Origin of the sequence: Sungkyunkwania multivorans (assembly GCF_042675645.1) — a bacterium.
In the GTDB taxonomy this organism is placed as follows: Bacteria; Bacteroidota; Bacteroidia; order Flavobacteriales; family Flavobacteriaceae; genus Sungkyunkwania; species Sungkyunkwania multivorans.
Window position 1 is genome coordinate 82,088 of the sequence record NZ_JBHTJH010000010.1, and the last position, 26,528, is coordinate 108,615.

General features: G+C 41.7%; 27 protein-coding genes. 15 read left to right on the forward strand and 12 right to left on the reverse strand.

Going from position 1 to position 26,528, the window contains the following annotated elements; all coding sequences use genetic code 11:
* Positions 1 to 43 precede the first annotated feature (43 nt).
* Positions 44 to 2,218, forward strand: coding sequence for a tetratricopeptide repeat-containing hybrid sensor histidine kinase/response regulator (locus tag ACFQ1M_RS10500; RefSeq protein WP_386407943.1), 2,175 nt, complete (start codon positions 44 to 46; stop codon positions 2,216 to 2,218).
* A gap of 165 nt (positions 2,219 to 2,383) precedes the next feature.
* Here the strand turns inward: ACFQ1M_RS10500 and lpxK are convergent, their stop codons facing one another.
* Entirely contained in the window at positions 2,384 to 3,415 is a 1,032-nt protein-coding gene (gene lpxK / locus ACFQ1M_RS10505) for a tetraacyldisaccharide 4'-kinase (RefSeq protein WP_386407945.1), read from the reverse strand.
* Between the two features lie 43 nt (positions 3,416 to 3,458).
* Here lpxK and ACFQ1M_RS10510 point away from each other — a divergent pair, with 43 nt between their 5' ends.
* Together ACFQ1M_RS10510 and ACFQ1M_RS10515 are read left to right on the forward strand one after the other, a co-directional pair.
* Positions 3,459 to 4,553 carry a Nif3-like dinuclear metal center hexameric protein gene (locus tag ACFQ1M_RS10510; RefSeq protein WP_386407947.1) on the forward strand — a complete coding sequence of 365 codons (1,095 nt, stop codon included), beginning with the start codon at positions 3,459 to 3,461 and terminating at the stop codon, positions 4,551 to 4,553.
* A gap of 1 nt (position 4,554) precedes the next feature.
* Positions 4,555 to 5,334, forward strand: coding sequence for a zinc ribbon domain-containing protein (locus ACFQ1M_RS10515; protein ID WP_386407949.1), 780 nt, complete (start codon positions 4,555 to 4,557; stop codon positions 5,332 to 5,334).
* Positions 5,335 to 5,385: 51 nt separating this feature from the next.
* Here the strand turns inward: ACFQ1M_RS10515 and ACFQ1M_RS10520 are convergent, their stop codons facing one another.
* Complete coding sequence (locus tag ACFQ1M_RS10520; RefSeq protein WP_386407951.1) at positions 5,386 to 6,747, reverse strand: FAD-dependent oxidoreductase; 1,362 nt, start codon at positions 6,745 to 6,747, stop codon at positions 5,386 to 5,388.
* Between the two features lie 41 nt (positions 6,748 to 6,788).
* A complete protein-coding gene (locus ACFQ1M_RS10525; RefSeq protein ID WP_386407953.1) occupies positions 6,789 to 7,589 on the reverse strand; it encodes a class I SAM-dependent methyltransferase in 801 nt (266 codons plus the stop codon).
* 182 nt (positions 7,590 to 7,771) lie between these two features.
* On the opposite strand from ACFQ1M_RS10525, the gene ACFQ1M_RS10530 reads away from it, so the two are divergent.
* From ACFQ1M_RS10530 to ACFQ1M_RS10555, 6 genes are all read left to right on the forward strand, one after another.
* Positions 7,772 to 8,599: a helix-turn-helix domain-containing protein gene (locus ACFQ1M_RS10530; protein WP_386407955.1), complete on the forward strand. Its 828-nt coding sequence runs from the start codon at positions 7,772 to 7,774 to the stop codon at positions 8,597 to 8,599.
* A gap of 56 nt (positions 8,600 to 8,655) precedes the next feature.
* A complete protein-coding gene (locus tag ACFQ1M_RS10535) occupies positions 8,656 to 9,546 on the forward strand; it encodes a pirin family protein (protein WP_386407956.1) in 891 nt (296 codons plus the stop codon).
* Between the two features lie 89 nt (positions 9,547 to 9,635).
* On the forward strand, positions 9,636 to 10,028 hold the full coding sequence (locus tag ACFQ1M_RS10540; RefSeq protein ID WP_386407957.1) for a DoxX family membrane protein: 393 nt from the start codon (positions 9,636 to 9,638) through the stop codon (positions 10,026 to 10,028).
* A 225-nt stretch (positions 10,029 to 10,253) separates the two neighbouring features.
* On the forward strand, positions 10,254 to 10,400 hold the full coding sequence (locus tag ACFQ1M_RS10545; RefSeq protein ID WP_386407959.1) for a hypothetical protein: 147 nt from the start codon (positions 10,254 to 10,256) through the stop codon (positions 10,398 to 10,400).
* 812 nt (positions 10,401 to 11,212) lie between these two features.
* On the forward strand, positions 11,213 to 11,761 hold the full coding sequence (locus ACFQ1M_RS10550; protein ID WP_386407961.1) for a carboxymuconolactone decarboxylase family protein: 549 nt from the start codon (positions 11,213 to 11,215) through the stop codon (positions 11,759 to 11,761).
* A 150-nt stretch (positions 11,762 to 11,911) separates the two neighbouring features.
* Entirely contained in the window at positions 11,912 to 12,301 is a 390-nt protein-coding gene (locus ACFQ1M_RS10555) for a cupredoxin domain-containing protein (protein ID WP_386407963.1), read from the forward strand.
* Between the two features lie 126 nt (positions 12,302 to 12,427).
* Here ACFQ1M_RS10555 and ACFQ1M_RS10560 read toward each other — a convergent pair whose 3' ends face one another.
* The 6 genes from ACFQ1M_RS10560 to ACFQ1M_RS10585 form a co-directional block, all read right to left on the reverse strand.
* Positions 12,428 to 13,270 (reverse strand): tail fiber domain-containing protein, encoded by an 843-nt coding sequence (locus ACFQ1M_RS10560; protein ID WP_386407965.1) that lies wholly within the window; start codon positions 13,268 to 13,270, stop codon positions 12,428 to 12,430.
* A gap of 262 nt (positions 13,271 to 13,532) precedes the next feature.
* Positions 13,533 to 14,282 (reverse strand): hypothetical protein, encoded by a 750-nt coding sequence (locus ACFQ1M_RS10565; RefSeq protein ID WP_386407967.1) that lies wholly within the window; start codon positions 14,280 to 14,282, stop codon positions 13,533 to 13,535.
* Between the two features lie 291 nt (positions 14,283 to 14,573).
* Entirely contained in the window at positions 14,574 to 14,798 is a 225-nt protein-coding gene (locus ACFQ1M_RS10570) for a hypothetical protein (RefSeq protein WP_386407969.1), read from the reverse strand.
* On the reverse strand, positions 14,789 to 15,373 hold the full coding sequence (locus tag ACFQ1M_RS10575; RefSeq protein ID WP_386407971.1) for a response regulator: 585 nt from the start codon (positions 15,371 to 15,373) through the stop codon (positions 14,789 to 14,791). The genes ACFQ1M_RS10570 and ACFQ1M_RS10575 overlap by 10 nt, the downstream gene beginning before the upstream one ends.
* A 29-nt stretch (positions 15,374 to 15,402) precedes the next feature.
* Positions 15,403 to 15,633, reverse strand: coding sequence for a hypothetical protein (locus ACFQ1M_RS10580; protein ID WP_386407973.1), 231 nt, complete (start codon positions 15,631 to 15,633; stop codon positions 15,403 to 15,405).
* A gap of 107 nt (positions 15,634 to 15,740) precedes the next feature.
* A complete protein-coding gene (locus ACFQ1M_RS10585; protein WP_386407975.1) occupies positions 15,741 to 16,262 on the reverse strand; it encodes a (4Fe-4S)-binding protein in 522 nt (173 codons plus the stop codon).
* 53 nt (positions 16,263 to 16,315) lie between these two features.
* Between ACFQ1M_RS10585 and ACFQ1M_RS10590 the strand changes: the two genes are divergently transcribed.
* A complete protein-coding gene (locus ACFQ1M_RS10590) occupies positions 16,316 to 17,011 on the forward strand; it encodes a hypothetical protein (RefSeq protein WP_386407977.1) in 696 nt (231 codons plus the stop codon).
* Positions 17,012 to 17,013: 2 nt separating this feature from the next.
* Here ACFQ1M_RS10590 and ACFQ1M_RS10595 read toward each other — a convergent pair whose 3' ends face one another.
* A complete protein-coding gene (locus tag ACFQ1M_RS10595; RefSeq protein ID WP_386407979.1) occupies positions 17,014 to 18,174 on the reverse strand; it encodes an MFS transporter in 1,161 nt (386 codons plus the stop codon).
* A 207-nt stretch (positions 18,175 to 18,381) separates the two neighbouring features.
* On the opposite strand from ACFQ1M_RS10595, the gene ACFQ1M_RS10600 reads away from it, so the two are divergent.
* The 3 genes from ACFQ1M_RS10600 (at position 18,382) to ACFQ1M_RS10610 (ending at position 22,300) form a co-directional block, all read left to right on the forward strand.
* Complete coding sequence (locus tag ACFQ1M_RS10600) at positions 18,382 to 19,773, forward strand: ATP-binding protein (RefSeq protein WP_386407981.1); 1,392 nt, start codon at positions 18,382 to 18,384, stop codon at positions 19,771 to 19,773.
* 33 nt (positions 19,774 to 19,806) lie between these two features.
* Positions 19,807 to 21,468, forward strand: coding sequence for an FAD-dependent oxidoreductase (locus ACFQ1M_RS10605; protein ID WP_386407983.1), 1,662 nt, complete (start codon positions 19,807 to 19,809; stop codon positions 21,466 to 21,468).
* A gap of 115 nt (positions 21,469 to 21,583) precedes the next feature.
* A complete protein-coding gene (locus ACFQ1M_RS10610) occupies positions 21,584 to 22,300 on the forward strand; it encodes a pirin family protein (RefSeq protein ID WP_386407985.1) in 717 nt (238 codons plus the stop codon).
* Positions 22,301 to 22,341: 41 nt separating this feature from the next.
* On the opposite strand, the gene kynU is transcribed toward ACFQ1M_RS10610, so the two are convergent.
* On the reverse strand, positions 22,342 to 23,610 hold the full coding sequence (gene kynU, locus ACFQ1M_RS10615) for a kynureninase (RefSeq protein WP_386407987.1): 1,269 nt from the start codon (positions 23,608 to 23,610) through the stop codon (positions 22,342 to 22,344).
* A 97-nt stretch (positions 23,611 to 23,707) separates the two neighbouring features.
* On the opposite strand from kynU, the gene ACFQ1M_RS10620 reads away from it, so the two are divergent.
* Positions 23,708 to 24,352 (forward strand): O-methyltransferase, encoded by a 645-nt coding sequence (locus tag ACFQ1M_RS10620; RefSeq protein ID WP_386407989.1) that lies wholly within the window; start codon positions 23,708 to 23,710, stop codon positions 24,350 to 24,352.
* Between the two features lie 9 nt (positions 24,353 to 24,361).
* On the forward strand, positions 24,362 to 24,898 hold the full coding sequence (locus ACFQ1M_RS10625; protein WP_386407991.1) for a GNAT family N-acetyltransferase: 537 nt from the start codon (positions 24,362 to 24,364) through the stop codon (positions 24,896 to 24,898).
* An 81-nt stretch (positions 24,899 to 24,979) separates the two neighbouring features.
* Here ACFQ1M_RS10625 and ACFQ1M_RS10630 read toward each other — a convergent pair whose 3' ends face one another.
* Positions 24,980 to 26,497 (reverse strand): S8 family peptidase, encoded by a 1,518-nt coding sequence (locus ACFQ1M_RS10630; RefSeq protein WP_386407993.1) that lies wholly within the window; start codon positions 26,495 to 26,497, stop codon positions 24,980 to 24,982.
* Positions 26,498 to 26,528 lie beyond the last annotated feature (31 nt).

A 26,528-nucleotide genomic window follows, 5' to 3' on the forward strand; every position in this document is an offset into this window, starting at 1 on the left:
CACTAACGTGAACGCCCGGATTGTAAAATACCTATTGATTGCTATGCTCCTCCACGTGTCTTTTCTTAAGGCACAAGAGGTAAAAAACTATAGTGTAGAAAAGATAGATGAGCATCTTCACAGGGCTTATAGATTAAAACACAACGCGCGCTACGACGAAGCTCTCCAAAAAACGCAAGAAGCCTTAAAGATCGCCGATGTCTTGGAAGTGGACGAGAAAGTTGCGGCATGCTACAATATTGTGGCCAGCATCAATCTTGAAAAGGAGAAGTATGACCACTCCTTAGAATACTCATTCAAAGCGGAGAATATTCAAAAGAACATTCGCGACTTCGAAGGGCTGATCATTACATTGACCCATAAAGGCCTCGCAGAAGCAAAGAAAGAAAATTTTCAAACGGCCTTACAATATCTTCAGGAAGCAAAGACGATTGCCAAAAGATACAATATCAATCGGTTGATGAGCAGGATCAACATTAGCCTGGGCATAGTTTATCTCGGAAAGAACAACCTGATCAAGGCCGAAGAAAACCTGAAGAGCGCGCTTCCTGTAAAAGACCCATTGGAAGACAACTATCTTAGAGGGAAAACAATGCTTTTATTGGCTCGTATCAATGAAAATAATGAGGATTATGCCCAAGCCAAAGAACATGCTCTTGAAGCCAACAACATCGCAAAGGCATTTAACTTTCCTTTGATAAGCATTGACACCTATAAACTCTTAAGCGAAATCAGTGAAAAGACAGAAGCCTATCAGGATGCTGTTTCTTATTTAAAGAAATACCACACCCTAGAAGATTCCATTCTTTCGTCCGAAAGACTCGCCTCGGAATTAAGCGCCTTGGCCGAAACGGATGCGGAGATCAAAGATAGGATGATCGGCGAATTGGAAAATGAAAATGCGGATTTTGGACAAACCGTGAAAACGGCAAAACTCACTTCGATTTTGAGCTCTGCGCTCCTTATTATCATTTCTTTACTTACCATATCGCTTTATCGTAACAACCAAATCAAGATAAAAACCAACCAATTGTTGGTAAAGAAAAATAACGAACTGCAGTTGGCCAAGGACAAGGCGGAGAAAGCGATGAACACCAAGGCTCAATTCTTGTCAACGGTGAGCCATGAATTGCGAACACCCTTGTATGCGGTTACAGGACTTACACACCTATTGCTAGAGGACAATCCAAGCAAACATCAGGAGGAACACTTAAAATCATTGAAATTTTCCGGGGAATATCTGCTTGCCTTTATCAACGACATCCTTCAGATCAATAAGATTGAAGCAAAAAAGCTGAATGTAAAGAAGGACGATTTTAGTCTTCACAAGATCTTGAATGATGTGATAAGTTCCCTGAATGCCACGGCCAAAGAGAATAACAATAAGATCCATTTGGTCTTCGACGAAAAAATTCCACCTTTTGTCATCGGTGATTCGTTAAAGCTCTCTCAAATTTTTATCAATCTGGTGGGCAACGCCCTAAAGTTTACAGAGAATGGTGATGTATGGATCATTGTAGATGTTATTGGTAAAGATGATAAAACGATCGACCTTAGTTTTAAAGTGAAAGATAACGGGATTGGGATTTCCAAAGAAATGCAGCATAAGATCTTTGAGAGTTTTGCTCAAGGCTCTGTGCAGATCAACCGTAAATATGGAGGTACTGGTCTTGGATTAACGATCGTTAGAAGTCTGTTAGAACTGCTCGACAGTGAGATAAAATTATCTAGTGAACTGGGCAAAGGTTCTACCTTTGGCTTTGATATCACTTTCAATAAGTCTGATAAGGTCAAAGATGCCGAGGATATCCTACTGATCGATAAAAAAGATAATTTTTTAGAAGGACTTCATGTGTTGCTCGTAGAGGACAACAAGATCAATCAGGTCATCACAAAGAAAATGATCGAAAAGAAAGGCATGACCTGCGATATCGCAAGCGATGGTTACAAGGCTATCGACCTGGCCATGGAGCAAGCGTACGATATTATTCTAATGGATATTCATATGCCAGGCATCAGCGGACTGCAGACCACACAAGAAATAAGAAAATTCAATACCAAAGTTCCCATCGTGGCATTGACCGCCATTTCTCTGGACGAGAACACGGATGATTTCTACAAAGCAGGCTGTGACGATATTATCACCAAGCCGTTTAAGCCAGAAGTATTCTATAAGAAGATCTCAAAAAATATTGTGGCGAGCCTTCAAAACGCTTAATTACAGACAATTGCAATATCAGTATTGAATCATGACACCATCTTTTTTAAAGTTTGGCACGAGGTTTGATATTATTAGAATGAAAGCAAAGTTTGGTTAGTATTGTTTTCACTTCATAAATTAGATTGAGTTAGTTTGGTTAGTTAGCAAAGGGCTTGACGGAGGTCAAGCCTTTTTCTTGTTGGTATCCACATACTCTAGAATCAGCGATTCAAAACCTGCGGTATCTCCTAAAAAGCTGACCGAAATTGGTAGATAGTACATCGATACGCCCTTTAGCTTTTTATGAAGTCGTAAAAAGTCTTTTTCTGTGGTAAGGATCTCTTTCCCCTTTGACAACTGTCGTATTTTTTCGATCTCAGCTTCTGAAAAATTGTGATGGTCTGAGAATGCCAAATGCTTAAATGAGATGCCTTCTTTTTCCAAATGGGTCAATAATGGGGCTGGTTTTGCGATACCTGTAATGAGCAATACGGCTTTTTTCTTTAGAGTGGAAAGCTTTTTTTTGGTGTCGATACCCAAAACATCATCACTATATGCAATCGTGCTAAAAAAAAGTTTTTGGTCCGTTTTTAGACCAATTTTGGAAGCTACCAATAACTGCTTCGTGTTAGAGAGGTTCTCAGGACATTTGGTGACCACGATCACATCTGCGCGTCTAGCGCCGCGCTTGCTTTCTCTTAAACTACCGGCAGGAAGAACAAGATCCTTATAAAAAATATCATCATAGGCCGTAAGCATCATGTTCAAGCCTGCTTTGACCCTGCGATGCTGAAAGGCATCATCTAGCAATATCACTTGTGGTGGTGTTTCTTTATCAATCAATTTTTTTATGCCGATCACCCTGTTCTCTGCAACAGCCACATCGATTTCTTTAAACTTTTTAAAGAACTGTAACGGCTCATCTCCGACTGTGGTGGCATCATCTTCTTCAGTCGCCAATCGATATCCCTTTGTCTTCCGACCGTATCCCCTGCTCAAGGTAGCAATGTGATAGTCCGTATCCAATAAGGCGATAAGATATTCTATCATGGGTGTCTTTCCTGTGCCGCCAACGCTAAGATTGCCCACACAGATGATCGGCAGGTCAAAAGCAGTGCTCTTAAAAATTCCCCAGTCATACAGGAGATTTCGCAACCAAGTGACCAAATCATAGATGATTGAAAATGGCCAGAGTATTTTTCTCAACGATCTCACACAACGAAAGTATAATATTTATATTTGAATTAAAATACAGGGCATGAATATTAAAGATGTCATTAATGTCATTGAGGAAATAGCGCCACTTGCCTATGCTGAAGATTTTGATAATGTAGGCCTGTTGGTAGGAAATCATGATACAAAAGTGACCAATGTATTGGTCACTTTAGATACTTTAGAGAGCATCGTCGACGAAGCCATTGAAAAGGATTGCAATCTTATCATTAGCTTTCATCCGATTGTCTTCTCGGGACTAAAGCGGTTTAATGGCAACAACTATGTCGAAAAGGTAGTGATGAAAGCTATTAAAAATGATATCGCCATTTATGCGATGCATACGGCATTGGACAATTCGATCAATGGAGTCAATGATCGTATATGTCAACAATTGGGACTGGAAAACAGGAAAATATTGATTCCTAAAAAAGGAGTCATCAAAAAACTCACTACCTATGTGCCGACAAAAGATCTAGACGAAGTGCGCACTGCTCTCTTCAAGGCTGGGGCCGGCAACATCGGAAACTATGACGAATGTAGTTTTACGGTTGAAGGCACAGGCACCTTTAAGGGCAACGATGAAAGCAAACCTGTTATTGGCCAAAAAGGAATTACCCATTTTGAAGCGGAGACTCAACTTGGTGTCACCTTTCCAAAGCATATAGAAGGACAAGTGATCAATGCGCTTTTAAAGGCTCATCCTTATGAGGAAGTAGCCTATGAAGTGGTTAGTTTAGATAACACCTACCAACATCTGGGTATGGGAATGATCGGTGAATTGCCAGTGGCCATGCCAGAAAAAGCGTTCCTTGAATTATTGAAGCAAAAAATGAATGTAAGTGTAATCAAACATTCCGTTTTGCTCGGGAAACCGATAAAAAATGTAGCAGTGTTAGGAGGTTCTGGGAGTTTTGCCATTGAAAATGCCAAAAGAGCAGGTGCCGATGTTTTTGTGACGGCCGATATGAAATATCATCAATTCTATCAGGCAGAGGGACAACTGGTCATCGCCGATATCGGACATTATGAAAGCGAACAGTTCACAAAAAACTTATTAGTAGAGCATCTTAGCAAAAAAATTCATAATTTTGCAATCATTTTATCTGAAGTAAATACAAATCCGATCAAGTATTCATAGCATGGCAAAGAAGAAAGAAGCTACAGTTGAAGAAAGGTTACGTGCGCTGTACGACCTACAACTTATAGACTCTAGAATTGACGAAATTAAAAATGTACGCGGAGAACTTCCCTTGGAAGTGGAAGACCTGGAAGATGAAGTCACAGGCCTGAACACGCGATTAGAAAAATTAACAGCCGAATTACAACAGATCGACGACGATATCAAAAGCAAAAAGAACCTCATCGAAGAGGCAAAAGCTTTGATAAAAAAATACAGCGAACAACAGAAGAACGTTCGTAACAACAGAGAATACAATTCCATCACCAAAGAAGTAGAGTTCCAAGAGCTAGAGATTCAATTAGCTGAAAAGCACATCAAAGAATTTAAGGCTCAGATCGAACAGAAAAAAGAGGTGATCGCACAATCCAAAGAGCGTCTTGCTGAGCGCGAAGCACACTTGAAGCACAAAAAAGATGAGCTAGACGCTATCTTGGCCGAAACTGAAAAAGAAGAGAAAGCGTTGATCAAAAAATCTGAAGAGTTTGAAAAGCAGATCGAGGACCGCTTGGTGATGGCTTACAAACGCATTCGAGACAATGTTAAGAATGGCTTAGCCGTAGTAGCCGTAGAACGCGGTGCTTCTGGCGGTTCATTTTTCACCATTCCTCCTCAAGTGCAGATGGAGATCGCTTCTAGAAAGAAGATCATCACCGATGAGCATAGCGGTCGTATCCTAATAGACCCAGCCCTGGCGAACGAAGAAAAGGAAAAAATGGAAAAACTATTCGGCTCCCTTTAGGAACTTAGACTTAAAATATATGGCACCCTCGTCTTCACAGACGAGGTTTTTTTATTCCTTATCTATTTCAACTTCAGACAATAATTCTAGGATGCGATCTTCCACCTCTACTTCATGCCAAATGTCTTCTATGTTTGTCATTGCCATGATTTCTTCCATGATCTTGTTTTGCATATCTCCAACCGCCAAAGCCTCAGCATAGGGTCGATGAGAGAAGGTGACCCGCTCATACAAAGGCTCCCATTTGTCAGGATACTTACTTGCAAAATGCTTTTCGATCTTCTTTTGCAACAAAAACTTTGGATCTGCGGTCTTCGCACTCATCTCAACAAAATTGCGATAACTTAATTCTGCAATGGCATCTGCATTAGGCTTTCGCAACCGCTGATACTCAGAAAAAATCGTTTCCCAATCATCATTATGCTGTTTCATCAGTTCATCCAGTTGGGTGATATCTTCAAAGCCTGCGTTCATCCCTTGGCCATAAAAAGGCACCACAGCATGAGCTGCATCTCCCACGAGCGCAACTTTATCCCAATAGGTCCATGGATAACACTTCATGGTGACCAAGGCACTCATGGGGTTGTTCTTAAAATCTTCTAACAAGGTCGGCATCACGGGCACTGCACTTGGAAAATATTCTTTAAAGAATGCTTTGACCTGTTCATCGGTGATTAGTTTTTCGAAAGAGTGATCTCCCTCAAAAGGCATAAATAAAGTGCATGTGAAACTTCCATCTAAATTGGGAAGGGCAATGAGCATGAATTTTCCTCTTGGCCAAATATGTAATGAATTTTTGTTCAGCTTGTGCGTACCATCTTCATTTGGCGGGATGTGCAATTCTTTGTAGCCGGTATCTAGAAAATCCTGAGAATAGTCGAAACGGCTACGGCGCTGCATCTTATGCCGTATCCTAGAGAAGGCACCATCCGCACCAAAGACCATGTCAAACTTATATTCTTTCCACGCTCCCCTTTCGGTCTCCCCAGTAAAAATAGTTGCCTCGGGAAGGGAGACATCCCATACTTTTTCTTCAAAATAAAACTGGGCACCCTGTGCCTCTGCAAGATCGATCATTTTTCGATTAAGAATACCACGCGAGATCGAATAGATGGCCTCTCCTTCATCGCCATAATATTGGAAATACACAGGCTGACCTACCAGGTGTATGGCACGCTTCTCCATTGGAATGGCTATTTTTCGAACTTCATTCTCGATACCGGCATTCCGCATGGCCTTCCAACCACGGTCAGACATCGCTAAGTTGATCGAGCGTCCGCTAAATTCTATATTTCTGATATCCGGACGACGGTCAAACACTGAAACTTTGTGACCCGATTTGCGAAGATAGATCGCCAAAAGCGACCCTACGAGTCCGCTCCCGACGATAGCAATATTTTTAGATGCTTGCATGTCTTGACTATTCGGCTAAAATACCAAAATTTTGGACTATTTTAAGGCTTGGTGGCCTTTATCGTGAATATCAACGGATACAATTTATCCTTTGTTACAAAGAGTTCATTTTCGGTGGCCACGAGATTTGGCAAAACATCGTAAGGCGAAGCTTCGTGCTCCTTCAAATATTCGATTTCCAGGCCAGCCTCGGTCAAGGCCGTAACGACTTCGCCTAGGCCATGATTCCAACCGTACTCTTTACTGGTCATCGGAGCTCGTTCGTCGGCATAGGTGCCCTCATATTCTTCATAGATCACCTCTTTTTGGTGATAGCCATATTTCAATTTTGGAGGTTCTTCCAAATAATCGAACATCCAAACAATGGGATGAAATTCAGCCATGAAAAATGTGCCGCCTGGCTTTAATCGCGATGCGATGATCTTGCCCCACGGCTTCAAATCGGGCAGCCATCCAATAACCCCATAGCTGGTAAATACAATATCAAAAGCTTCGGAAATATGCTTGTTCACATCATAGGTATTGCAGCAAATAAAATGAGCATCCAACGCCAATTCGTCATTTAGCTGTTGGGCAAGTTTTATCGCCTTATCAGAAATGTCAATTCCTGTGCACCTCGCTCCCATTCTTGAGAAGCTTAGCGTATCCTGCCCAAAATGACATTGCAAGTGTAATAATGATTTTCCATTTACCTCTCCAAGGGCGTCTAACTCATACTTTTTTAATGAGGACCTTCCCTGTTTGAATGCATCCAGATCGTACATCTCGCTCGCTGCATGATGAGAAACTTTTTCATTCCAAGTCTCTCTATTGGTCTCAAAAAAATCGTTTATTTCTTCCATAGTTTGATGAGAAATGTTAAATATAAGCTAAGTTTTGCTCAATCGTGTAAGTAATGTCATCTGGTCGCCACTAGTATCTCGTAATTATTATAATCCCGCTTTACGCGTCCATATATATTTTACTCGGCCCTTTGTGTAGTTACAAAGGGTTTTTTCTTCATATTTTTGATCAAAGTTAACTGATGACAAAAAAATTCTCTGAATTTTCTACCGGCGCACTGCTGCTGCTTTCTACAGAATCGATCTTAGAAAATCACTCCACATCCAAACCTTTAGGTCTTTACACCTTTATCTGGGTAAAAGACGATCCGATAACCATGGTGGTGGATAGTGTTCCTATGACGATAAGACCGAATCAGATCATTTCGTTGACACCGCTGCAACAGTTTCAATTTCTTGAAGGGGAAAGGGCTATCGTATATCAGTTCAACAGAGAATTCTATTGTATCAAAGATCATGATCAAGAAGTTGGCTGTGTCGGACTTTTATTCTTTGGCAATCATACGAATCCTATCATTGACCTTGATAAAGACGAACAGCGAAAGTTTGAGATGTTGCATCAGATCTTTTTAGAGGAGATCGATACCAAAGATACGATTCAGGCAGAAATGCTTCGCATGCTTTTGGCACGATTCATAATCAAGACGACCAGAATTCTCAAGACTTCTACGGGGATAGAAGAAAAACAGCATAGGAAGCTGGACCTTTACCGAAGTTTTAATCTTTTGGTCGAAAGTCATTTCAAAGAGAATCATTCTGTAAATTTCTATGCCGAAAAGCTATTCAAATCTCCTAAGACCTTATCTAACAGTTTCGCCAGCTACAACACTACCCCTTTGCAAGTCATTCACCAACGAATAACACTTGAAGCGAAGCGTTTGCTTCATTACACCAATAAAACCGCAAAGGAGATCGCCTACGAACTGGGTTTCGATGACGCTTCCCACTTGAGCAGGTTATTTAAGAAACAGACAGGGCAGTCACCTTCACAATTTCGAGCTTCAAAATAATCGGTTAGACTTTTTTAGAACATACGACATCTTCGTATTTTTAAAAGAAAAAAGCGATGTCCAATACAGATCTCATTATTGAAGAGCGCAGCCGTGATATCGGCGATTTTTTAGTTGGAAGATTAATACCGTTCAGAAAGAAGCGCATGGTCGGGCCTTTCATCTTTATCGACCATATGGGACCCTCTGAGATCGGTCCAGGACATTATCTTGATGTTGACCAGCATCCTCACATTGGCTTGGCCACGCTTACCTATCTCTTGGAAGGAGAGATCATGCACGAAGATAGTCTAGGCACCAAGCAGAACATCACCCCTGGTTCTGTTAATTGGATGGTTGCAGGTAAAGGTTGTGCCCATACCGAACGTACTCCACAACACCTGCGAGATGGACGCACGATGACCATGCATGGTTACCAGATCTGGGTGGCCTTGCCTAAGGCGCTAGAAGACACCAACCCAGAATTTCACCATATCGATGCGGATGCCTTGCCGCGCTGGAACGACGGAGATGCCTCATTTGCGTTGATCGCTGGAAAAGGCTTTGGCAAAGAATCGCCGGTCCCAGTACATTCTGAATTGTTTATGGTGGAGGTCACTACCTCATCCGCATATGATTTCAAAGCAGAAGGATATTTGAAAGGCGAAATAGGGATCTGTATTGTAAGCGGAAGTATCGACGCCTGTGACGAGACCATCACCGAAGGAAATATGCTGGTAAGCAAGGCTGAAGATATCTGCAACATCACAATACAGCCCAACACCCATCTTTTACTCTTTGGTGGAGAAGCTTTTCCCGAGGAACGCCACATCTTCTGGAATTTTGTCGCCACTTCAAAAGAACAGATCGAAACTGCCAAGAGAAAATGGGAGGCATGGGATTGGCCTAAGGTAGCAGGTGATGCAACCTATGTTGCATTGCCAAAGCCACCACAATTAAAGAAATAGTTCGTAAGCATACATCAAATTGCTTAAATAGCACTTTTTGTAAGGAAGTGACACAAAATGCTACTTTTAAGTAAATCAAAACCAACCTTATGAAAAAATACCTTCCATTGATCTTACGTATCGCCGTAGCGGTGATCCTGATCCAGACCTTACGATTCAAATTTACCGCACACCCTGATAGTATTTACATTTTTGAGACGGTCGGTCTCGAACCTATTGGCCGTATTGGTATTGGTATTGCCGAGTTGATCGCGGGTATCCTAATTTTGATTCCTCGAACGGCATGGCTTGGAGCCACCTTGACCTTAGGGATTATAGGCGGGGCCATTATGATGCACCTTACCCAATTGGGCATTGAGGTAAGAGGTGATGGTGGCGTCTTGTTTGCCACTGCGATTGTTACTTTTACATTGAGCGCCATTATTCTTTGGTTCTACCGGGCCGATATCCCTATCCTGGGGAAGCGTTTGGCGGCCAGTTAAAGAAGATACGGAACATCATAAGATATTTAAATTAGTTGAGGCTTTCTAACCAGAAAGCCTCTGTTGTTCTTAGAAAAGCTATGAATAGAAAAATGAAAATCTTCCATCTTGAGAAGCTCATCGATGTTTAAAAGGACTACGAATCAATTAATTTTCCCAGGATTTCATTAATTAACAGGACCTTAACGTGCTATCAATACAACTTTTTTTAATTTGAAAATAAAAATGCATAAAAAAGAACCCAACAAAGATGTCACCTTGGCCGATATGCACGACGATGGTGTACATTTCACCGAAAACTTACTGGCCAAAAAAGAACGTAAAGAACGCGAAAAGGAGAAGATCGAACGAATGAAAAAGGACCAGGAATAGCCATATCCGACCTTCTTACTTCTTTTATAAGGTCAAATCGACTATACCGATCTAGCCAGGCACTGTTCAGGATGATCTCTGCACGTGGTTTTGGAAACGTTTTCTATAATCCTCGTAATTCTCGAGGAAATTGATAATCGGATATAGTTATTTATGATCACTTCGATATAACGAAGTGAAAATGATGCCTGTTTTTTATTTTTTCGGTAAGAATTGACCTCATCATTTTCAAATGGGCCGAGTGTATCCGTATGCTCATTCTTTACGTCTTTTCATTCGACCTACCTTTTCTAACCTATACATATCCATATAGCAAAGCGCTTCAACTGATATTATTGTTCAGTCAATAATCCATCACCTTCACTCACACCTTCTACCGAGTATTAGACCTAAATCATTTATTTAAGGAAAAATTGACAAGTTCTCGGGAATTCTTCACCTTTTAGAGCGCCCTTCTATGCCGCATCTTTGTACCATCAAATTTAAACAAGTACGAGATGAACAAATCAATTTTCAATTTAATAGACATCTTCCGAAGAGGAAAGCAAAGGGTAATGACCACCCTTAACACTGAAAGCCATTGTGAGCAAAAGGCTCACCATGACTTCTATTGTGACGTAGAGAAGCCCTTTGTAACAAGCAGTAAATCAATTTAGGAAAAATTGACAATAATAAAGGAAGATTCATCATGGATTCCTTTACAAGTACCACGGATATTTGTACCTGAAATTTTAATCAACATTTTTTAATCATTATAAACCTTTCATATCTCTCGACAAGCTCGGGATGACATTGAAACAAAAAACAAAATTATGAGCACATTCAAAGTACCAACCAGAAAAGAAGTGAGCACAAACAATCAAGCGATATTTGACAACCTTCAAAGTAAATTAGGTTTCGTACCTAACTTATATGCAACATATGCCTATTCGGACAACGCCTTGAGCAACTACCTTACATTTTCGGGCGCCAAAACTTCGCTTTCAGCCAAAGAAAAGGAAGTAGTAAATCTAGCCGTAAGCCAAGTGAACAATTGTATCTATTGTTTGTCCGCGCACACCGCCATAGGAAAGATGAACGGTTTTAGTGATGCGGAGATCTTAGAGCTAAGGTCAGGAAACGCCTCTTTTGACCATAAATTGGATGCGTTGGCACGTCTATCAAAGAACATCACTGAAAACAGAGGGCGTACTGAGGCGGATGTCTTAGACAACTTCTTCGCTGCGGGATACACTAAAGAGAATTTGATCGATACCATCGCCTTGGTCGGAGATAAGACCATCTCTAATTATATTCATAGCACAACACAAGTTCCTGTAGACTTTCCAGTGGCGCAGCCTTTGGAAGCTGAATTAGTATAATTTTCAATCCAGACCTGTCGGGTTTTGAAATCTGATGGGTCTTTAGTAAAATCCTTATAAATAATAACAATAGACTCCAGTTTCTCTGCATGTCCGGTAAGCGGGCGCAGTAAATCGAAGATTCAACGGAGTTAATCACAAAAAGAACTTATGAAAAATATAATCACATTATTAGCATTGGTCATCGGAATGGTATTTACAGGAAATGCCCAAGAAATGACTAAAGAAAAGGCAACCAATACTATTGCATTGGAGCAGACAAAAGGTGAATTCACCCAAAAGCAACTCACCGTAAAAGAAGGCACGTATGTCTTCGAGATCTCTAATAACGGGGTTGGACATGATGTCGGATTTGTCTTGGTAAAAAAAGGGCAGGATATAAGCAATCCTGCGAACCACATCAAAACGGCTTATGTGACCAAAGCAGTTGCTACAGGAAGCACGCAGGCTTCGCAACCCACAAAATTGATAAAAGGAGAATACGTATACTTCTGTCCGTTAAATCCAACATCGACAGACAATACCTTGACCGTAAAATAGATCTAGTTGAGGGAGATATGATCATATCCCCTACCTAATTCTCACTACTTTGAAAGGGGATGCTCATAAAAACGAGCATCCCCTTTCATTTCCTATTAAAAATCTATCCGATTGAATAGTCTCCAATTATTTAACGATCAGTTTTTTGGAGGTCATTATCCTATCTCCTATTGTCAGCGCATAGATGTACACGCCTGCTTTAAAGGTATTCGTAGGGATATCGACTTCCCCTTCAAAAGATGGATGTACTATCCTTTGCCATATCAGCGTTCCATTTGCGTTGAAAACTTTTAAAGCGATATTTTTGGCTTCCAAAGGAGTTCTATACTGGATCTTCGTACTATTTTCAGCAGGATTCGGCCTGTTCTGCTCCAAAAAATAACCCTCAGTTGCTTCGATCGTGTTGGTTTTACCTAAAGCGATGATCTGCTCTTCCAGCCTTCGTACTCTTTCTTCGACTTCTGCGAGTTGTGCCTCTTTCTCTAATAGCTGTTCGTTTAGTTCTTTCGTTGCTTCGATAAGAATAGGTATGATTCCGATATAATTGACCGAGTAAATTCCTTGTCCATCTTCGAACACCAATTCGGGAAGCACTTTCTTAACATCCTGCGCAATCAAGCCGATATTGAGTCCTTCAGGAAAGGACTCTCCTTCTCTTTGCTGGGACCTATCAAACATATACGTCACACCTTGTAATTCATTGATCATAGTTAAAGCAGAAGCAATATCCTTTATATCCTTTTTGAATCTTTTATCGGATGTTGTGCTAAGGGAATAGCACCTAAAGGAACCTTTAACATCGAGTTTGTAATATGGATAACCTCCGATGCCAACATTTCCATATCGAAATATGCTATTGGTGATGCTGCTCGATTGATATCGCCATTGGGCAGAAAGGATATTCGTATTCAAGAAAAAAAAGAAAATGATGATCAAAAAGAGGATAGATTGGCGATTGGTAGTTTTCATTTTGTCAATTTTAATTTTTAAAAAGCCAAACCCGATATATTGAAATACTGGGCTTTGGCATACTTGAAAATGGCAAACAGCCACTTGTAAACATTTAAAACTCGTCTTAACCACCTTCGGTCTGCACCTCTTCAGATTGTGGTCTTTACTTATCCATTTCTGTCAACACCACATTCTTTTCAGCGTATCGACTTAGACATAAGTATATGGTCAAGACGAGCTTTAGTTATCAATAATTACTTTAACTCAAGGTATGCTGGTTTTAACATCTTCGTCTACAATCTCTGTAATATCGAGGACCATTTTTGGCACATCGATAGATGTTCCATACACAAGAGACCCAATTTCCAGATATACAAGATATCGCGGCCCAGCCACAGCTGATTCGCTCTCTCCAGCTTAATTTGCCAACCATACATTTAAACAAACACCAGTAGCTCACTCTTGAACTGTTCTCATAGTCTTCGATCAATATATTGTCTTCATAGGTCAATCGGCCCGACAATACACCATCTAAAGCAAAGAACTCATACGTCGCTGAATAGCTAAGCCCCAAATTTTCCACCTCTGAATCTGATAAATGATCGATCGAATCCAATCTTGACCCCTTTACCTGATCTACGAATGATTGACCGAAAGTAACAGCGATGACCTCGTGTTTGAATTCTTTGGTCAAAAAATCATAATGAATGTAAAGGCCTTTCGATTGATTGGCGACATACGACCTGATGGGTATGGTGATAAAGGCACCATCCTTGTCGCCATTTTCGTCTGCAACTTCTTCGTAGGTCGCTTGGTCTAGAGCCAATTCCCCACCGTGAATGGTACTCTGAAAATTTAGCACTTCTTCGGTTTGCAGGGCTTTAGCGAGAATATCATTATCGGTTTGAATGACCTCATTAGTCTCTAGGTCATTTTGATTATCATCTTTGCTACAAGAAGTGACAAACATCGATAGCATTGCAAAAGTGAGAATGCTAACAAGAATAAATTTTAATTTGCGATTTTTCATGATCATTGGTTTTGTTAGTGTACCTACTCTATTCAAAAGGCTTTTCGGTTTTCGCCCATCAGAATCGATTCATTTTTGACAACAAATCAGCGGTATGCATCCCAGCTACATTTGTAACAAATCGTATATAACAAATGTATACCAAGAGGAGATGTGATAAAATCCTTGCAAACAACGATTCTATCTACTTGAAAACCATGGTATTATTGACGAATCCGAATCCTCGTTCACGGCAATTGCTAGTTTTCTTCACGTGAATAAACCAAGAGAAAAAATGATACTTTTGGGAAGCTATATTGAGAGTTGACCCACTATAGTAGCACCTTTGGTGTACACCGATCTCAAGTCTATCTTTCCCCAGAGAAGTGCTACCCTTGAAAAGAGATTCTTACAGCCAATTCCTTTACAGGTGTCCATCCTATGCGCATTCATTCCAATACCATTATCACTAATTTTAATGTATGCACAAGTATCTTGTCGGAGAAAGTCGATCTTCACTTTTGATGCTAATGCCAAAGTGCAAGTTCATTTTGTACGGCGAAGCGAATAAGGCCAATGACATTCTTGGAGTTTGTCTTTTGTAACATACTTCTTCTGTGCGTTTCCACGGTAGTTACCCCTATGCATAGTCTATCGGCTATTTCCTTACTCGAGTATTCTTGACAGATGAGCCTTAAGACCTCCCGTTCTCTTTTGGTGAACTCCTTCTTTGCTACAGATGTATGGGATGTTTTGCAATTGATCAAATCGGCCATGATAGAGGTTATCTCATTTCCATAGCAGGTTCCTCCAGTTGCAAATTTTTCTATGGCCTTAAATAACTCCTTCTTATTTGCTTTCTTGGAAAGATGGCCATCTGCCGCTGCCGAAAGTATCTTTTTGGCGAGCGCTCTCCCCAAATACATGCTTAATATCAATATGGGTAAATTTGGTCTAAGCCTCTTCACTTTTTTCATGAGTGAAAGACCGTCCATTCCCGGAAGTCCAATATCAATGATGATCATATCGAAGCGCTCCTCGTTGATCAATTCATAGCGTTTCGTATATTCTGTTGACCCGGGGCATTTGTTCGTCGCTATTAATTGAGTCACTTCAAAAAACATCGGACAAAATAAAAGCCTCAATAGGTCGAGGCTTCTTTTGTCTTCATTACGCTCATAGCTAAATGTCGTTGATCATCGCGCTGTTTCAAATGTGTAAAGTGAGAATCGACAATCCGGTAGTCTTTGCTGTGCTTTAACTTGAGTAGTAGTTCCTTGCTAACTTCAATTGGTACGGAAAGGTTAGGATATTGCAACAAAAAGCGGTCACCTTTTACTCCTAATAACTTTAAATTAATCGGCTGTTTCATAACAAATTAGTTTAAAATTAATATTATCAACAAAAGTGCTCTACATCTTCACCACAAAAAAAATACCAAAACTCTGACGATCAAATGCATCCTGACAAATTTTCATTTCATACATTATATCCTTCGGCCAACAGCTTCTTCCATTCGGGATGACGCTTCATGTACGCAGCTACAAAAGGACAAAGTGGTGCCAATTTCTCGCCGGATCTATCTATACGTGTCAATACCTCTCTTACCAATGCCGACCCAACGCCATTCCCTTCGAGTTCGATCGGCACTTCGGTGTGGGTAAGATAAATACTTCCCTTGGCACGAATGTATTCTATAAAAGCGATCTTCCCTTTTACCTCTGCTTCAAAACGCTTTTTTTCTTCATTATCCACAACTTGAACGGTCGCAGTAGATGTTTTAGTGTCGTCTTTCATATAATAGGTCAGCGCCCCAGAAGGACATTTACTAATTTGATCTTTAAGCGCTTCTACACTTGCATTCTCGGCCTTTATCCAAGGCTTTTCCTTTGGATTGTATACCTCAGGTAGCATTTTTACACAAATGCCTGCATGCTGACATCTCTCGGGTTTCCACACAATGGTAAGGTCGCCATTGTGATATTCTTTCTGTAATTCCATAGCGGTTGGTCTTTTGATGTTTAAATTACTAATTTTATCGAAAACCAGAAACCATGGAACTAAAAATCACCATCTTATCCCTTGCACTTTTATCTATGATATCGTGCAAGCCTGAAGAAAAGGCACGGGCTCCTATCAGCAAAAAAGAAACTGTTGTTCAAAAAGAACTCACGCTTCTAGAAAAAGTAGCCAACGCACACGGTCTTGAAAACTGGAAGAACGTTAACGAAATTCAATACACTTTTAATGTGGACAGGGATGGAAACCATTTTGAGCGTCATTGGACCTGGAAACCGAAAACGAATGACGTTTCTGTGGTTATGGGTAAAGATACGATAAGGTATACACGAATAGGCATCATCGATTCTACGCTGATAAAAACCGATGGTGGCTTTATCAATGACAAATACTGGCTGTTGGCGCCATTTAATCTTGTTTGGGATTGTGAAAGCTTTGAATATACACATGAAGAAAAAGCTACTGCTCCTATAAGCAAAACAGCAATGCAAAAACTTACTATTGTATATGGCGACAAGGGCGGTTATACACCTGGCGATGCCTATGATCTCTATTTTGGCGATGATCTGATCATCAGAGAGTGGGTCTTCAGAAAAGCGAATACGGAAGCACCTTCACTTGTGACTTCGTGGGAAAATTACGAGGATTTCAAAGGGCTAAAGATCGCCAAGACGCATAAAAAAGATGAAGGGAATTGGACGCTGAGTTTCAGCAACATTTCCGTAAAGTAGCTTTAAACACTCCTTCTCTTTAAAAATAAGGTGGTTAACATAGCCACGCTCGTCGTGATCAAGAGCGCGGTAAAACTCAAGGTCAAAGTTCCTATATCGGATAGAAATCCTAGGAATGCGGGGCTAACCAGAAAACCGACGTAACCGAATCCGGCAACGAAGGAAATTCCCTCTGCAGCAGAGATGCCTTCGGTCTTTCCTGCCAAGCGGAACAATTCTGGGATGATCACTGAAAAACCTAGCCCGATCAATCCAAACCCAAAAATACTGGCAACTAATCCTGTGGTAAGTACCGCTAAAAAACCAGCCACACTGATCAAACATCCTCCAATGATAATGGCCAAAGGACCAAAGCGCTTACTCACCGCATCACCGAAGAATCGTCCCAAGGTCATCGTTGCTGAAAAAGCGACAAAACCCAAACCGGCAGTGCTTTCAGATAACACATTGACCACATCCTGCAGATACAACTTACTCCAATGCTCTATGGCCCCTTCACTTCCCATGATCAAAAAGGCGATGATCGTTAAACCCAAAAGCGGTCTCAGCAACTTTAAATTGAAGGAATTGGCTGCTCGCTCTGCCTTTTTTCCTTTGATGTTAAGATACGATTTGGCAATTAAAAGATTGGTGACCACCACCCCGGACATCGCCAATAGCATATGTGTCAGCGGAACTTCAAAATAGGTGATGACCACACTACCGATTCCCGCGCCAAGCACTCCCCCTAAACTGAAGAACCCATGGGATGCCGACATGATATGAACCCTATCTTCTTGTTCGATCTCAGAGACTAGCGCATTCATTGCAACATCTGTAAGGCAAGCCATTAATCCTACGAGATAAAGCGTTATACAAAGCAACACATAGCTAGAAGCAACTATTGGCGCAAGAAATAAGACCGAAAATAACGTTATTCCAAAAAGAGTGGTCTTCCCAAGACCGATGAGACTGATGATTTTGGAAGAAATCGGAATCATGGTCAAGGTACCCATACCAAAACAGAGTAATGCGATACCCAATTGTGAATCATCAATGGACAATTTGTCTTTTACATATGGAATGTAGAGCACCCAAGTACCAACCATGATATTGAGGGATGCGAATACCCATGCAGGTGCAAAGTATCGTAAATTAGAAAGAATTAGGTGTAACGAGTTCAAGCTGATTGGTTTTCAGCATTCTAAGATAGCACTATTTGATCAAAGGCGACTATCTAATGATTATTTTGAACTTTTTTAAAAGACCTGAAATCTGATCGCTAGAAAAGATCGCATGGATATCGATTACCTAAGTACCAATACATCATCAATCTAGCATTTTGTCCCAACCTGGCATTTATGTAACTTTAACTATCAAAAAAATCCGCTATGCCAACCTTACAACGCTCCGAGCTTGAGGCGTTTCCTCTTCTAGAAAATATTCCAACAGCGCAGTTGGAGTGGTTATGCGAACATGTAGAGATCGATGAGCTAAAGTCAGGCGATTTTCTTTTTGAAAAAGGCAATCCTGTGGATCATATGATTCTTATTCTTGAAGGCGAGTTCGAGGTCTATTTTCAGAATGGAAATAACAAAAAAACCTTCGGCACCTTTAAAAAACATGACATCACCGGACTGCTTCCGTATTCTCGAGCCAAGACGGCAACCGCCTCTGGGGTGGCCCTTACACCCTCTAAAATAGCGAAACTACCTAGAGATAAAATGACCTCGCTCATCACCGGAAACCACGAGCTTACCGAAGTGCTTGTCCATGAGATGAACAACCGGATCAGGAACACCACACATATGGAGGTTCAAAATGAAAAACTTATCGCTTTAGGGAAATTGTCGGCGGGCCTAGCCCATGAGTTGAATAATCCTGCATCAGCCATTGTGAGAAGTGCCTCCTTGTTGCAACAACATCTTACGTCTTTACCAGCAGATTTTAAGAAGGTGATTAAGATCAAAACCGACGATAAGGTGATCGATGAGATCAATGACTTTATGTTCCAAAAACTCTCGCAGAAACCATCCAACCTCTCGATCCTTGAACGATCGGAGCTCGAAGACGAGCTATACGATTGGTTCTCTGAATGTAGTCTTGACGATAAATATGACCTTATTCCGCTGTTAGTCGATTATCAATTTGATACAGACGACCTGCTTCGCGTAAAGGACTTGCTTAGGGAGGAAGATTTCAATCCCGTTTTAAAATGGATCATCCAAAACATGACCACTCAAAAAACGGTTGACGAGATCAGAGAGGCCTCAGACCGCATTGAAACATTGATCAAATCAGTGAAATCCTATTCCTACATGGATCGAAATTTGGATTTCCAATTGTTGGACATTCACGAAGGAATCCAGAATACGCTGAACGTGCTAAATCACAAGCTTATCAAAGTCGGTCATGAGGTGACCACCAACTTTTCCAATGATGTCCCTAAGATCAAAGGACTGCCAGGAGAGCTTAACCAAATATGGACCAACCTTATAGATAATGCTATCGACGCGCTTCCCGATGAAGGAGGCCTATTGAATATTACCACGGAGAAGACCAACAACTTTGTAAGCGTCTATGTGACCGATAATGGCCATGGCATCCCAGAGGACATTGTGAATCGCATCTTTGAACCCTTCTACACTACGAAGGAAATGGGACAAGGCACCGGTTTAGGTCTAGATATTGTGCTGAAGATCGTAAAACAGCACAAAGGCGAAATCAAAGTAAATTCCGAACCTGGCGAAACCACCTTTGAAGTTTGTCTTCCCATTAAATAAAATTGCTAACTATCAACCACGGAAAAAGAAAGCATGAAAAAACCAATAATCCTTGCCATCGATGACGACCCGCAGGTACTTACGGTCATCAAATCGGACCTTCGATCGAGATATCGCAGCGATTATCGAATTATTGCTACAGACTCAGCCAATGAAGCTATTGAGGCCGTCAAACAACTAAAGAATAAGGGTGAGGAAATTGCACTCTTCCTATCCGACCAGCGGATGCCCGAGATGCTTGGCGTAGAATTTCTCGAAAAGGCCTTACAAGTGTTTCCAAAGGCCAAGAGAGTACTGCTCACTGCCTACTCGGACACCGATGCGGCGATCAAAGCCATCAATGATGTTCAACTGGATTATTATTTGCTAAAACCTTGGAATCCCCCGGAAGAGAAGTTATTTCCTGTGATTGATGACGTGTTGCAAGATTGGCTCGCCAATTTCTCTCCTCCTTTCGTAGGGCTTAGAATTGTTGGCTATCAGTTTTCGCCACAGACACACAATATCAAGGATTTCTTGGCAGGCAATCTTTTTCCTTACCAATTTTTGAATATCGAAAACAACGAGACCGCCAAAGAGTTGATAGAGACCAATGAGGTCGAACCAAAGGATCTTCCAACAGTGTTCTTCGAAGATGGAAGTTTTTTAAAAAATCCTGAGCTCAAGGACATTGCAGAAAAATTAGGGTTGAATGTAAAGGCGCGCGAAGAATTATATGACGTCGCCATCATCGGGGCTGGACCTGCTGGTCTTGCAGCAGCCGTATATGGAGGAAGCGAGGGATTGAAAACGTTGCTCATCGACCGCAAGGCTCCAGGTGGGCAAGCCGGAACGAGTTCGCGTATCGAAAATTATCTTGGATTCCCAAATGGACTTAGCGGCTCGGATTTGGCCAGAAGAGCTATCACCCAAGCTTCGCGATTTGGCATAGAATTTCTCTCTCCTCTAGAAGTACAAGGCATTGACACCAGAGATAAATACAAAATACTTCAACTTTCTGATGGAAACGAGATAAAGACCAAAGCTGTGGTCATCGCCACTGGTGTTGACTATCGTAGGCTAAATAACAAGGGAATGGAAGCGCTATCTGGAGCCGGCATCTACTATGGTGCCGCTACCACCGAGGCACATACCTGTAAGGATGGAGAAGTCTACATAGTAGGTGGTGGTAACAGCGCTGGACAAGGCGCAATGTATCTTTCCAAATTTGCCAAGAATGTCTATATCGTTGTTCGGAGAGACTCACTTATTTCCACGATGAGTCAGTATTTGATCGACCAGATAGACAATACACAAAATATCGAGGTGGTCATACATTCGGAAATTATCGAGGCCAAAGGCAAGGATCACCTGGAGAGCATCGTCCTTAAAAACAACAAAACCAACACCGAGCAAGAAAGATCTGCCACAGCACTTTTCATCTTTATTGGTGCCAAGCCTTATACCGAATGGACAGGGAAACAGCTATTGAAAGATACCAAAGGATTCCTTGTTACGGGTCGGAAGGTCTTGGACCATGAAAAAGGCCCTCAGACCTGGAAGGTATCACACGAGCCACTTCTCTTGGAGAGCAGCATTCCCGGTATTTTTGCCGCCGGCGACGTACGAAGTGGTGCGATGAATAGAGTGGCCTCAGCTGTTGGCGAGGGTGCCATGAGCATCAGTCTTGTACATAAATATTTGGCGGAGAACTAGAAGCTATAGCTGTAAGAAAAGAGCCTTTTTTACGACAAATTGATCAAGTAAAAAAGGGAGATCCCGCCCTTCGTCGGGGTTGATTCAATTATTTTTTTTAAGAAAGGATATTAAGATGAAAAAAGTGTTGCACAAAGCGGCCACTAGGGGTCATGCAAATCATGGTTGGTTAAACAGTTATCACACCTTTAGTTTTGCCAATTATCACGATCCGAAGCGGATGAATTTTGGAGTGTTGCGCGTACTCAATGATGATACCGTATCTGCTGGGATGGGATTTGGAAAACACCCACACAGCAATATGGAGATCATCTCCATTCCGCTGTATGGCGATTTGGAACATGAAGATAGTATGGGCAATAAAACAGTGATCAAAGAGGGAGACGTTCAAGTGATGACCGCCGGAACAGGTGTATTTCACAGCGAATACAACAAAAACACGGATAAAGAGGTAAAGTTTTTGCAGATCTGGATCATGCCCAAAAAACGCAATGTCGAACCTCGTTACGATCAAATCTCTTTACAACCAGAAGAATACAGCAATAAGCTTCTTCAACTTATTTCGCCGAATGGAGAGAACGAAAGTATGCACATCAATCAAGATGCATGGTTTCATATTGGGGCGTTGGAGAGATCAAAAGAGCTTCAATATGATCTGAAAGGAAAAAATACAGGTGTCTACGCCTTTGTCATTGAAGGAGCCGTTTCTATCAATGATGAATTGTTGGAACCTAGGGATGGTTTGGGAATATGGGAGGTAGAGCAACTGCATATCAAGGCCAATACTGACACCAAGCTGCTCTTAATGGAAGTCCCTATGTCAATCCAGTAACATCTCTTAAAATTAAGGCTACATAGCAAACATGTGGCCTTTTATTTCTTTAAAATTCCATTCTTCAAGATCTGCCCAAATCGATACATGTCTTCATAGGAACAATAAAAGGGTGCTGGTGCCAAGCGAATCACATTAGGTTCGCGCCAATCGGTAATGACACCATTTTTCATAAGATAATCAAAGATACTGCGTCCTTCCCCATGTAGGAATACCGATAATTGTGTGCCGCGTTCTTTGGGTGTGATGATCTCGAAGGTCGTATCGACCTCTTTGTCAATTTCGTGTAGAATGAATTCTAAATAGGCAACGATCTTGTTCCGTTTTTCTATCAAGGCCTCCATCCCTACCTCATCAAACATGGACAAAGAAGCCAGGTAGGGTGCAACAGAAAGTACCGGCGCGTTGCTAAGCTGCCATGCATCTGCATTTTCCATAGGTTCAAATTCGGGCTTCATCAAAAAACGCGTTTCTTTTTTTGTTCCCCACCAACCCTCGAAACGCTGAATCCCTTTTTTTCCAAGATATTTTTCATTAATAAACACGCCTGAGGCATTTCCTGGTCCAGAATTCATGTATTTATAGCTGCACCACGCAGCGAAATCCACCTTCCAGTCATGTAGTTGAAGTGCTATATTGCCCACTGCGTGTGCTAGGTCCCACCCCACTTTTGCTCCTACTTCATGTCCTGCTTTGGTTATCGTCTCCATATCGAAAACCTGACCATTGTAATAATTGACACCTCCGATAAGTACTAAGGCCAATTCATCCCCTACCTCTTCTATCTTCTTCACGATATCCTCCGTACGCCAAAAATGTTCTCCTTTGCGCTTATTCACCTCAACGATGGCCTCGGTCGGGTCAAAGCCATGAAAGCGCACCTGACTCCGTAGCATGTACTGATCGCTGGGAAAGGCCTTCTCTTCGCAGAGTATTTTAAATCGTTCCCCTTTAGGCTGATAGAACGAGACCAATAACAAATGGAGATTTACGGTAAGCGTGTTCATCACGGTGACCTCATTCGTCTTCGCCCCGACGATCTTGGCCAAAGGTGCCGCTAGTCGCTCGTGATAGTCCCACCACGGCTTTTCGGCATAAAAATGACCTTCTACTGCCAATTCTTTCCAGTCGGTCATCACCTCATCGATATATTTTTTTGTTCTTTTGGGCTGGAGCCCTAGCGAATTTCCCGTGAAATAGATGACCTGTTCATCATTTACTTTTGGAAAGTGGAATTCCTCTCTATACTTCTTCAAGTTATCTTCGGCATCTAGCTTTCTGGCGAACTCCAATGTATTTTCAAATTGCATGCAGTGGCTTTTTACGTAAAAATAAGAAAAGCCATTGCCACCCCAAAGCAGAATTGGTCTATGAGTCCTATCTTTACGAAAAATAAATAGATAGCTCGTGCATTTTATACCAGAGGCATTGGACGAATATGTGATGGCACATTCTGAAGAAGAACCGCCATTACTTCAACAATTGACCAGAGAAACATACCAGAAGATCTTACAGCCAAGAATGTTAAGCGGCCCCTATCAAGGAAGGATCCTTGGCATGATCTCTAAATTGGTCGCTCCTACGAATATTCTCGAAATTGGCACCTACACGGGATATTCTGCACTATGCCTAGCCGAAGGCCTGCAAAAAAATGGCTCCCTCCACACAATCGACGTGAATGAGGAATTGGTTGATTTTCAACGTAAATATTTCGATCGTTCACCCTGGGGAAGCCAGATCATACAACATTTGGGAGATGCCACCGAGATCATTCCAACTTTAGACCAAAAATTTGACCTGGTTTTTGTTGATGCCGACAAGCCCAATTATGCCAAGTATTTTGAGCTCGTGATGCCCAAAATGAATAAGGGAGGCGTCATACTATCGGACAATGTGCTGTGGAGCGGGAAGGTGATCGAGAAGGTGAAAAGTGATGATGAATCGACCCTTGCCCTTATAGACTACAATCGATTGCTAAAAAATGACCCTCGAGTGGAAACTGTCTTACTACCAATACGTGATGGCCTAACCATTAGTAGAGTCGTGATCTAATCAATAACAATGTTTTCCGTAAGAGAAATAAAGCAGAGTGATGTCCCTTTAATAGTCGACTATTGGTTTAGCGCTACTGACGAGCATCTTATAGGTATGGGTGTTGACTTGAAAAAAATGCCTAGCAAGGAACAGTTCGCGACCTATTTGAGCCAACAAGCTTCTTTTCCGATTGGTGATAAACAATCCTACTGCCTTATTTGGGAGATCGATGGCAGACCGGCAGGTCATAATAACATCAATAAGATCGAATTTGACAAGGCTGCATCCATGCATCTTCATCTATGGGATGGCACCCATCGAAAAAAAGGAGCTGGAACCAAGCTTATAAAACTGGCATTGCCTTTTTTCTTCGAAACGTATCGGTTAGCGAAACTCTATTGTGAGCCCTATGCGTTAAATCCAGCACCTAATAGAACATTGGAGCGACTTGGATTTACATTTGCTAGGAAATACGTCACCATCCCTGGGAACATTAATTTTGAGCAGGAGGTAAACCGATGGGAATTGTCGAGAGACCACTATTTACAGTTGTTAAAAAAATAAACCCCAACGAGACTAAATCAAGTTGGGGTTTACCAATTTCCCAATTACAATTGGAATACTGGTTAGGTTGGGGAATTTTATTTATTGAACAGCTTTTAAAGCATCGATATTCCCATAGCCGTGGTCTGAATCTTTATTTGGATAGAAATCCGCAGATTGCCTTAGTTTGTTAAGCACCTGAGAACGACTCCATCCTGGATTCTTAGCCCAAACCAATGCAGCAATACCTGCCGTGGTCGCTGTAGCTACCGAGGATCCACCAACATAGTCATTCTGACCGCTGTTAAATCCAAGTACTGGCATTTTCTTTCCAGTATTTCGACGCTCCATGACAACGGTAAATTCGATCTTACTACCGTCGTGGCAAATATCGCATGTGTTATAGCCATCATCTCTAATTCCAGTGACGGCGATTGCCTCGCTCATATTGGCTGGGAAAATGACACCAACAAAGCTTGTAAAGCTAGTCGAAGTACCTCCTGCAGCGAATATCAACTTCCCTTTTCCATAAGCATATCGCACGGCATCTTTGATTCTCCCTATCGAGAACGGGTATCCGATAGACATGGAAATGATCTTTACATCGCTTCTATCGCCCGCTTCTCTTAAAGCTCTGGCTACCCCTCTTTGTTCTTGATAACCATCTAGTACTACATCGCTAGTAGCGCGATAGGAGATCAAATTAGCATTATAGGCAACACCAACCGGGAGATTATCATCATTTCTGGGAGCCGCCGCCGCAGCAGACATGCTAGTACCGTGCCCGCATTTATCGTTAGGTCCATCTGTATTATTGGACCAAGGCCACCAAGAATCTACATAAACACCAAATTTCTTCACTGTTCTTCCTGTAGAATAGCCATCATTGATACCACTACTGTTCAGTAATGGCTGATTTGATGAGAGTCCAGTATCGATTACGGCAATCCCGATACCACTACCAGTACTATAATCCCATGCTTGCGTGATATTGTGCTGGTCAAAGGTCCATGGCACACGTGCATTTGGCGCGATCGTTCTATAGTCTTGAGAATCTAAAGTAGCGCCAGAAGTGTCACATCCAGACCCCGAAGCCGTTTGTCTTTCGATGTCTACGTAGCGGTATCCACTAGCCTCGATATAGCGAAGTCCTTCCATCTTTCTCAAAGCTTGGATGGTCGCTATCTTTTCTACCTTGATATCGAAAACATTCAGCACTTCATTCTCGTTAATGAGGATCTTCTCCGTCTGTTTCTTACCGCTGTTCTCAATTTCGGAGGCTGCGGAGATCATCGCTTGCTTGTAGCCAGCGACGTCCTTTTGTCCTAAGGTTCGATAACTTTCACCTTTGGCTCCGAAACCAATGGTTAAGACATTATCGCCATGAATTACGGCACTCCATAGCAAGTGGTCACTTGCATCGGACCAACTAAAGGTGCCTGAAGATTCAATGGTTTGTGTAATTTCTCTGTTGATCTCTTGGGGGGTTAAGGGATCCTTTGGAGTTTCAATAAGCTCATTGCTTAGCAATTCTTCCTGAGCGGAGTTTTGTTCTTCTCTAGAACAAGATACGACAACCACTGCAGCCATAAGCAGCAGCGCTTTTGTGGTTAATCTCATAATTAGTTTGGTTTTAGTTAAAATTCGGCCG

What these genes read in the sequence shown, in the direction of transcription:
- ACFQ1M_RS10500 (WP_386407943.1), top strand. Translation starts at nt 44, where the DNA reads ATGCTCCTCCACGTGTCTTTTCTTAAGGCACAAGAGGTAAAAAACTAT.
- ACFQ1M_RS10510 (WP_386407947.1), top strand. Translation starts at nt 3,459, where the DNA reads ATGAATATTAAAGATGTCATTAATGTCATTGAGGAAATAGCGCCACTT.
- ACFQ1M_RS10515 (WP_386407949.1), top strand. Translation starts at nt 4,555, where the DNA reads ATGGCAAAGAAGAAAGAAGCTACAGTTGAAGAAAGGTTACGTGCGCTG.
- ACFQ1M_RS10520 (WP_386407951.1), bottom strand. Translation starts at nt 6,747, where the DNA reads ATGCAAGCATCTAAAAATATTGCTATCGTCGGGAGCGGACTCGTAGGG.
- ACFQ1M_RS10525 (WP_386407953.1), bottom strand. Translation starts at nt 7,589, where the DNA reads ATGGAAGAAATAAACGATTTTTTTGAGACCAATAGAGAGACTTGGAAT.
- ACFQ1M_RS10530 (WP_386407955.1), top strand. Translation starts at nt 7,772, where the DNA reads ATGACAAAAAAATTCTCTGAATTTTCTACCGGCGCACTGCTGCTGCTT.
- ACFQ1M_RS10535 (WP_386407956.1), top strand. Translation starts at nt 8,656, where the DNA reads ATGTCCAATACAGATCTCATTATTGAAGAGCGCAGCCGTGATATCGGC.
- ACFQ1M_RS10540 (WP_386407957.1), top strand. Translation starts at nt 9,636, where the DNA reads ATGAAAAAATACCTTCCATTGATCTTACGTATCGCCGTAGCGGTGATC.
- ACFQ1M_RS10545 (WP_386407959.1), top strand. Translation starts at nt 10,254, where the DNA reads ATGCATAAAAAAGAACCCAACAAAGATGTCACCTTGGCCGATATGCAC.
- ACFQ1M_RS10550 (WP_386407961.1), top strand. Translation starts at nt 11,213, where the DNA reads ATGAGCACATTCAAAGTACCAACCAGAAAAGAAGTGAGCACAAACAAT.
- ACFQ1M_RS10555 (WP_386407963.1), top strand. Translation starts at nt 11,912, where the DNA reads ATGAAAAATATAATCACATTATTAGCATTGGTCATCGGAATGGTATTT.
- ACFQ1M_RS10560 (WP_386407965.1), bottom strand. Translation starts at nt 13,270, where the DNA reads ATGAAAACTACCAATCGCCAATCTATCCTCTTTTTGATCATCATTTTC.
- ACFQ1M_RS10565 (WP_386407967.1), bottom strand. Translation starts at nt 14,282, where the DNA reads ATGAAAAATCGCAAATTAAAATTTATTCTTGTTAGCATTCTCACTTTT.
- ACFQ1M_RS10580 (WP_386407973.1), bottom strand. Translation starts at nt 15,633, where the DNA reads ATGAAACAGCCGATTAATTTAAAGTTATTAGGAGTAAAAGGTGACCGC.
- ACFQ1M_RS10585 (WP_386407975.1), bottom strand. Translation starts at nt 16,262, where the DNA reads ATGGAATTACAGAAAGAATATCACAATGGCGACCTTACCATTGTGTGG.
- ACFQ1M_RS10590 (WP_386407977.1), top strand. Translation starts at nt 16,316, where the DNA reads ATGGAACTAAAAATCACCATCTTATCCCTTGCACTTTTATCTATGATA.
- ACFQ1M_RS10600 (WP_386407981.1), top strand. Translation starts at nt 18,382, where the DNA reads ATGCCAACCTTACAACGCTCCGAGCTTGAGGCGTTTCCTCTTCTAGAA.
- ACFQ1M_RS10605 (WP_386407983.1), top strand. Translation starts at nt 19,807, where the DNA reads ATGAAAAAACCAATAATCCTTGCCATCGATGACGACCCGCAGGTACTT.
- ACFQ1M_RS10610 (WP_386407985.1), top strand. Translation starts at nt 21,584, where the DNA reads ATGAAAAAAGTGTTGCACAAAGCGGCCACTAGGGGTCATGCAAATCAT.
- kynU (WP_386407987.1), bottom strand. Translation starts at nt 23,610, where the DNA reads ATGCAATTTGAAAATACATTGGAGTTCGCCAGAAAGCTAGATGCCGAA.
- ACFQ1M_RS10625 (WP_386407991.1), top strand. Translation starts at nt 24,362, where the DNA reads ATGTTTTCCGTAAGAGAAATAAAGCAGAGTGATGTCCCTTTAATAGTC.
- ACFQ1M_RS10630 (WP_386407993.1), bottom strand. Translation starts at nt 26,497, where the DNA reads ATGAGATTAACCACAAAAGCGCTGCTGCTTATGGCTGCAGTGGTTGTC.